Source organism: Nostoc sp., from assembly GCF_041747015.1.
Classification (GTDB): domain Bacteria; phylum Cyanobacteriota; class Cyanobacteriia; order Cyanobacteriales; family Nostocaceae; genus Nostoc.
On sequence record NZ_JBGTFY010000256.1, the window covers coordinates 1 to 7663 of the forward strand.

The window sequence follows — 7663 nt, forward strand, 5'->3', positions numbered from 1 at the left end:
CCGCGATCATAATGCAGCAATTAACGTGAAGAATAGAGCGGCAGGGCATTCCGTTCTTAAAGCCAAGAGCCTCCTAAGCAATAGCCGGATTGTCTTGGAAGCCTACACTGTATGCGTTGCATCAGTGTAGGAGTATGTCACCTCTATGATTAAGGTTTCTCAGGGATTCACCAACCCACATTCCGCAGATATTGAAGCAGATTAAATAATTATGAATTGTAAGAGTAAAAAACCTGAAATGATTATCTGGCAATCATTTCAGGCTATTTATTTGTAAAATAATAAGAGTGAAGTAGAGAAAGAGAAAAAACATGAAAGAGTCAAAAGAAGCAATGCAAATCCTAAATATAGATCATTTAGGAATAGTAGCAGGAATAATAGATGAGATGGAATTGGTAGAAGAAGTAAATAAAATAGTGGGAATAAAAAGAAAAGAAAACCTAACGCCAGGACAAGTAATCAAAGCAATGATATTGAATGGATTAGGATTTTTAAGCGCCCTATTATACCTATTGGATGAATTTTTTGTAGGAAAGGCGACAGAACATCTAATAGGAGAAGGAGTATTACCAAAACATTTAAATGATGACAAACTAGGAAGAGAACTCGACAAATGCTATCAAGTAGGAACGACAAAAATATTTACAGCAGTAGCCATAAAAGCAGCCCATAAATTCCAAGTAGAAATGCATAGTATTCATTTAGATGGGACATCAATGAGTGTGGAAGGAGAGTATAAAAAAGAAATCGAAGAAATAGAGCAAACAAAACAAAAAACAGAAGAGAATAAATTAGAAATAGAACCAGAGATGAAAGCAATAGAAATAGTCCACGGATACTCAAGAGATAAAAGACCAGACCTGAAACAATTTATCATAGACATGATAGTAACAGGAGATGGAGATACAGCACTTCCGTCTGTTATGAGGTACACTGAATTTAAGATATAAATACTTTTATATGAAGTCATACTCTGTCGATCTTCGAGAAAAAATAGTTGCAGCACATATTGAGAAAAACATCTCAATTAGGAAAGTAGCTAACATATTTTCCGTGACAAAGAGTTTAGTGCAGAAGCTTGTAAAACAACAAAAAGTTGATGGAAATTTACAATCTAAGCCGCGAGGAAAACCACAATTTAGTCATCTGACAAATGCTGACATAGAGTTGAGAGAGTTAGTTGCAGCACATCCAGATGCAACATTGATAGAGTTATGTGAATTATTTGCAGACAAGACTGGCAATTTTGTAGGTCGAAGTGCAATGTGTCGTGCGTTACAGAAATTAGGATTAAATCGTAAAAAAAAACAAAGCGGAGTACCCAAGCTCTTACTGAGAGAGTTCTGAATTTAAGATTAGATTATTGGGAGCAGGTCAAAAATATAGAGCCAGAAAATTTAGTATTTTTGGACGAAACTGGGGTTCTACTTGGTTTAACAAGGACTCATGCCCGTTCACAAATGGGAATAAGAGCTTACTCTTTTAACCCCTTTTATCGATAGCGCAGCGTTAGCGAGTCTTCGAGCGTCGGTTCAAAGGTTACGGTAATTGGAGCCATTAGTATTAAAAAAGTAGTTGCATTAATGACAATGAATGATTCAATGGATGGCAACGCATTTGAAGTATTTGTTGAGAAGTTTTTAGTGTCAGAGTTATGGTCAGGAGCAGTGGTCGTGATGGATAATTTATCCGCGCATAAACTAGATTCAATTGTGCCTATGATTGAAGCTGTTGGTGCTTCAGTTATATGTTTATCACCATACTCACCAGATTTTAACCCAATTGAGTTATGGTGGTCACAACTTAAATCTTTCTTACGAATGTTTTCACCGACTACCACACAAATGGTAGATCAAATAATTTCAGTTGCGCTTGATTTAATAAATCCTCAACATTTAAGAAACTGGTTTGCTAATTGCTGCTACTGTACCTCATAGCAGCCGGAAATAATGCTGTATTTCAAATGTTTCAAGCTGTACATTTAATAATCATAAATGGACAAAAAAAAATGAGTAATTTAACAGAGGAACGTGAAAAGATTGTCAGGTATTTAGGAAAGAGTTGTAGTAAATATTATCTAATGATTTGATGAGAGTTTATTTGACTAAACAAGATGTAGATAGTTATAAATAAAAGTCATAAATATAAATTTTTAGCAGAGATATAAATATTCTTGGCTATGCTTGCCATGTTTATTTTACCGAAAATGACTACTTTAATTGACAGAGTGAATCTATTTTCAAAACTCGTGAAATTGATTTACTTAATACGCTCTATTTTTTGGCAAATAAAGTTAAATTCAACCAGAAAATTGAGGTAGATAAAATTTTTCTGGCTAGGATTTTTCCAAAATATCAATAATCTGAGTCACATCTGCGGAATGTGGGCACCAATTATATCTTTGAGTATAAAAGCTAAGTTTTTGCGACAATTATTTTTGGTTAACCAAACTGAGATTGGCAATTTTATATACATATAAATCTACATAGATGTTTTAGTATATGTGTTGCTAAATGTACCTTTTCCTCACATGAAAAAGCAGGCTCTACGTTTGTGATTTTATTTTCCGAGTGTTTCCGGAAGCGAAAGAAAATTTCAGTAATGGTAAGAGTTAAAGGATTAAAAATTCAAGACTAGTGTTTCAAAAAATGCAAATGCTACGACTATATTTTTGTTCTAGTTCAAGGTATCCTCGTTGAGCAAAGCACTCATTATGAACTCATAGCAATTGGTGGTTCTTCTTACCACTTAGCCTAGCAACAACTGCATCTGTAATTTCACTTACCTCAATTTTTTTATGTTAATACATTATATAAATTGTTGCTAAATAAACTTAGCAATATTTTCTGCTAATTATCTTTATTACTATTACTTAATTTTCTAAGACTGTATAGACTTAGCCTGCTACATCTTCTTTGTAAAAGCATCCTGTCAGGGGTATTTTACTTTGCTCATATAGTCAGAACTCTCTATATATATTTCATTTCCAATAAAAAGTGGTTATTGTAACTCACTCTATTGTTTATGGCTAATTCTTACGAAAAATTCATCATCAACTTACGATGATCTTATTTAAATTTGCTACAGCTATATCCATTAAAAATAGAGAAATATCAGACGAATAAATACCATTATTCAATTAGTATTTTTAAAAATATTTTCAATAGTTATGACTGGTAAGTTTTTTGTAATGCCATATATGCTACTATTTTTAGAGGTTGTTTCACATCATAGTTAATGGTAATATTTTCTAGTGATTTGACAATAATAAAGCTTTTAAATTGATATCGGGTGAGGGGTATTACCCCTCATGAATTAGCAAAAAGGGGACAAAATTGAAAGTTGCACAATACACAAGGAAGTCTCGAAAACTATTTAGTAAATTTAGCTTGTAAATCTGCTAAATTAGCAGATGACATTAACGACAAAAAATAGTATAAATGCAAATAGCGTTGTTAACGCTCAAAGATAAATATTTTTTTAGACGATAAAAAAATATGCTAATTTGCCGGAAATTGCTTAATCTATCAGTAATAAGAAATACAAGCATTTGAGCAGAGAGAATTTATGGAATTAGGAGTTGATTAAGTTTAATAGGACAAAACTGTATCTACCAAGAGCCACACCGATACTTTTGTCTTAACAGTCATCTGACAAGACAAAAGATACATTTTTACCTTTCATTCACTAACAAGCAAAAGATCCGGTTTCCTTCCCACTATTGATATTTCCCCGAGGCGATTAAACATCTGCAAAAAGGCTAGTGCAGATTTTAAACCTCAATTGAAACACCAACAATCGCAGAAACTAAACTAGTTTACTTTATCCCAGATAACTAAAAACTATGATGAATCAAGACATTGCTGGCATTAGTAGTAACTTAGAGAATACAGTGAAGGCTCAACAACTTGACAAAGTAGTTGAAGCAATTCTTGCCGGAAAATATTCCTGGGCGTGTGTTTTAATGCTGCGATTTGCTGGCTATAATCCTCTCCATTACATTCCATATCGCACCTACAATCGGTTGCTAAAAGAAAACTCTAAAGCCAGTAGGACAAATCAACAGCAAAATGAAAATATAAAAATGCTGAAACATACTAATGATTCCATATCTGATAGTAATGGATCATCAAGCTGCTTAAGCAAAATCAAAGATATAGCTTATCTAGAAGTAGTTGGAAAGCAAAAAACAGAAATTCGTGGTGGTAGTTTAGATCAGAGATTGGCACAGTAAATTAACAAACATCAATGAAATTGCAATTAAAACCTCAAGATATTTTCTTGAAATGCTGTGGATTCAATTAAAAAGTATTTTGAATCAATAGATTCTGCCCCAAAGTTGATTGAGTCTCTGAGAGTCTGTCATGCTAAGTTAAAATTTATAGCATGGCAGGTTTTCTATAGCAGTCATTAATTTGATATATTTTCTTAAAAATCTGCCAAAATGGCAAATATATACTAATGAGATTGGTAAACTAATAAAAACTACAACTCCAACCAAAATAGAGGTGATTGGCAAGCAAGTTAATTTTAAAAATAAAATCAATGCTTAGTTCTGATTATGAAATAAATCAAACTGATTACAAAAGTAGTCAGCATTTCATGGAGTAAATAACTCCTACATCAAGACTCACGAGCTAACCGTTGCTACTGGTGGTTCTTTTTCTGAGGAAGTGTGAGCATAGAGAATTTGGGGAGGTGGATTCCCCAATCCAAGTTTTACATAGCTTTCAACGACTTGCAGACGGTGAGAGTAATGCTTATAAACCTTTCTATCCTGTGGTTGGTGTTGCTTTAGTTAATAAAGCAAACGCTTAACATCAATACCAGGAACGGAAATAGAAAAGTTACGGTTACGTTATCGTGGCTGATAGACTAGTACGCTTCTCTTTCGACTATTGTAATCCTAGTCCTCCCAACCTGGATTATCTCTGCTTTCTAAACTTTCAATTTATATAGTAATTACTGGAAGTTAAAAAATTGAATAGCTTCCAGTTTTTTATGTATAAATAAAAGTAGGGTAGGCAATTTGCCTACCCTACTTTTTGTAGAGTATGGTTAATTCAAAAATGAATTAAACTTTGGCTAATTCTGGCGTAGGACGTTTGCTATTGCGAATTGATGTAATAGCCTCGGCATAATCCTTGGTGTTAAATACAGCTGAACCAGCGACAATTGCATTGGCTCCCGCTTCCAAAACTTGCCAGGTATTATTTGCCTTCAGTCCCCCATCTACTTCAATCCAGGGGTCAAGACCACGTTCATCACACATTTGGCGCAGCTTACGGATTTTGGGTAATACACCGGGGATAAAGCTTTGACCACCAAAGCCAGGGTTTACGCTCATAATCAGTACTAAATCGCACAAATCTAGAACGTGTTCAATTAGCTCTAGAGGACTACCAGGATTAAGTACAACTCCAGCTTTCTTGCCAAGCTCTTTAATTTGCCCCAAGGTGCGGTGCAGGTGTGGGGAAGCATTATGTTCGCAGTGTACGGAGATAATATCGGCACCTGCCTTAGCAAATCCCTCTACATACTTTTCTGGCTCCACAATCATCAGGTGGACATCCAGTGGCTTGGTTGTAACCGGACGAATCGCCTCCACAATCAGGGGGCCTATCGTAATATTAGGTACAAAACGACCGTCCATGACATCAACATGAATCCAATCCGCTCCAGCCGCGTCTACGGCGCGAATTTCGTCACCCAGACGACTAAAATCTGCTGATAGGATAGATGGAGAAATTACAATGGGCTTTTGAGATGAGTTTTGGGTCATGGCTAGTGGGTTTTCAAGCGTCCTCGTCTGTAAGCATTGTAACCAGATATTGAGCAAGACTCATAACTTTGATCCTGCTCTTTTTTGGGAAGTGCGGGAGACAAGGGGAATGACTAATAATTAATAACTAATGACAAAAAAACTAACCTGGATAATTTGGGGATTGAGTGCTTCCTGTCTGAGTGCGCCGGTAATTGCTTCAGCTTTAGAATCGGTTCTGGGAACTAACGGCATTGACGTTCTGAAGTTACACCAACCTCCTTATAATTTAATCGGTCGCAAGGTTGCTATTGGTCAGGTGGAAATTGGCCGACCGGGAATGTTTGGGTGGGATAAGGCAGTGTCTAAAAACCGTGCCATACCTGTAGCAGGAGTATTCTTACGCAATGGGCTAGCTAAATCAAATATCGGTGTTGACCCCCATGCTTACAATGTCGCTGGCGTTATGGTGAGTCAGGACAAAGCTTTGCCGGGAGTTGCTCCGGGAGCGCGACTGTATTCATCTGCGGTGGGTTCCACTAAAAATATGGGTCAGCCAGAAGAGTGCTTATCAGCCCAGCACATAGCGCTACAAAATAGTGGTGATATCCGTGCCATTAACTTTAGCTTTGGTGAAGCTTTGAGCCGTGATCCCAGACCAGAGGCTACTTTAGACGGCAATGCTTTGCTAACTTTATGTGTTGACTGGTCTAGTCGCGTTCATGATGTTTTGTATGCGATCGCAGGCAACCAGGGTAAGGGTGGTATTCCCATTCCCACAGATAATTTTAACGCAATGAACGTGGCTTTTTCATCCCGCAGAGTCGGAGTTTTTAATAAAGTAGACGTGGCTAATCTGGCAGGTGCTAACGAAGGAGTAAGCAAACGGTTAGCTGGAAGGGAATTTAATCTTGGTGGGCGTCGCGCTATCAGTTTAGTTGCTCCTGGTAATAACATTCCTTTGCTGAATCCAGATGGCAAATTGAAAAAGGTCACGGGGACAAGTTTTGCAACGCCGCAAGTTACGGCTACTGTTGCTTTGTTGCAGGAACTTGCTGACCGACAGATGCGGACAAAACAATCTCACTGGAGCGTCGATTCTCGGCATCATCAAGTCATGAAAGCTGTATTGCTAAATTCAGCAGACAAAATCCTAGATAGTGGTGATGGCTTGCGGTTGGGAATGACCCGAACACTAATTGATAAACAAAATCAAAATTGGCTAAATTCTGATGCTTATAAAGATCCGAATATTCCCTTGGATGCCCAAATGGGATCTGGCCATTTGAACGCATTTCGCGCTTATGAGCAATTTAGTGCTGGTCAATGGCAACCATCAGCTGCGGTGTCGGTTATTGGTTGGGATTATCGCACAATCGATATTGGAGCGTCTGTTGACTATATGTTAGTAAAACCGTTAAAGCAGGGGAGCTTTGTTGCTATCACCCTGAGTTGGGATCGAGTGGTAGAGCTAAATGATACCAATAAAAACCAGCAGTATGATATGGGCGAGAATTTTCGCGATCGCGGTTTAAATAATCTCGACCTCTACCTAGTAAAAGCTGATGCTCAAAATTCAGATATTGGTGTTGTTTGCTCCTCAATCAGCCAAATCGATAGTGTAGAACATATTTTCTGCCCCGTTGCTGCTACTGGCAATTACAAAATCCGCGTCCAGTTTCGTCAAAAATTAAATGAAGCGACTCAACCCTACGGTTTAGCTTGGTGGAGTGTGCCTATCAATTGAAGTAGGGGTGCACTAATCTATACTTTTGCAGAAATTGACCCAGAAATTAAATTCCTGAGCTAAGTATCAAAAAGTTGCAACTGGTGGTCTAGGCGGCTAAACGAAGAATTTGATCTAGCTCACGTGAGCGTGGCGTCAAGTCCCCTTCAGGAGCG

At 37.3% G+C, this 7663-nt stretch carries 5 protein-coding genes and 2 pseudogenes; 6 read left to right on the plus strand and 1 reads right to left on the minus strand.

All coding sequences use genetic code 11. From position 1 onward, the window contains the following. From ACEW80_RS21090 to ACEW80_RS21110, 5 genes and pseudogenes are all read left to right on the plus strand, one after another. Window positions 1-130 (plus strand): annotated as a pseudogene (locus ACEW80_RS21090) (RNA-guided endonuclease TnpB family protein); the annotation flags it as partial. Window positions 131-311: 181 nt separating this feature from the next. Beyond that, window positions 312-950: an IS1634 family transposase gene (locus ACEW80_RS21095; RefSeq protein ID WP_373528467.1), complete on the plus strand. Its 639-nt coding sequence runs from the start codon at window positions 312-314 to the stop codon at window positions 948-950. A gap of 10 nt (window positions 951-960) precedes the next feature. Continuing rightward, window positions 961-1347, plus strand: coding sequence for a transposase (locus tag ACEW80_RS21100; RefSeq protein WP_373528468.1), 387 nt, complete (start codon window positions 961-963; stop codon window positions 1345-1347). A 179-nt stretch (window positions 1348-1526) separates the two neighbouring features. Then, a pseudogene (locus tag ACEW80_RS21105) lies at window positions 1527-1937 on the plus strand (transposase); the annotation flags it as partial. Window positions 1938-3844: 1907 nt separating this feature from the next. Then, the gene (locus ACEW80_RS21110; protein ID WP_373528469.1) at window positions 3845-4234 is read left to right on the plus strand and encodes a HetP family heterocyst commitment protein; all 390 of its coding nucleotides are present in this window, start codon (window positions 3845-3847) and stop codon (window positions 4232-4234) included. An 840-nt stretch (window positions 4235-5074) separates the two neighbouring features. On the opposite strand, the gene rpe is transcribed toward ACEW80_RS21110, so the two are convergent. Next, on the minus strand, window positions 5075-5782 hold the full coding sequence (rpe, locus tag ACEW80_RS21115; RefSeq protein WP_373528470.1) for a ribulose-phosphate 3-epimerase: 708 nt from the start codon (window positions 5780-5782) through the stop codon (window positions 5075-5077). A gap of 130 nt (window positions 5783-5912) precedes the next feature. Between rpe and ACEW80_RS21120 the strand changes: the two genes are divergently transcribed. After that, entirely contained in the window at window positions 5913-7508 is a 1596-nt protein-coding gene (locus ACEW80_RS21120; protein WP_373528471.1) for a S8 family serine peptidase, read from the plus strand. Window positions 7509-7663 lie beyond the last annotated feature (155 nt).

Coding starts and splice junctions, on each gene's coding strand:
- ACEW80_RS21120 (WP_373528471.1), top strand. CDS start 5,913: ATGACAAAAAAACTAACCTGGATAATTTGGGGATTGAGTGCTTCCTGT.
- ACEW80_RS21100 (WP_373528468.1), top strand. CDS start 961: ATGAAGTCATACTCTGTCGATCTTCGAGAAAAAATAGTTGCAGCACAT.
- ACEW80_RS21110 (WP_373528469.1), top strand. CDS start 3,845: ATGATGAATCAAGACATTGCTGGCATTAGTAGTAACTTAGAGAATACA.
- rpe (WP_373528470.1), bottom strand. CDS start 5,782: ATGACCCAAAACTCATCTCAAAAGCCCATTGTAATTTCTCCATCTATC.
- ACEW80_RS21095 (WP_373528467.1), top strand. CDS start 312: ATGAAAGAGTCAAAAGAAGCAATGCAAATCCTAAATATAGATCATTTA.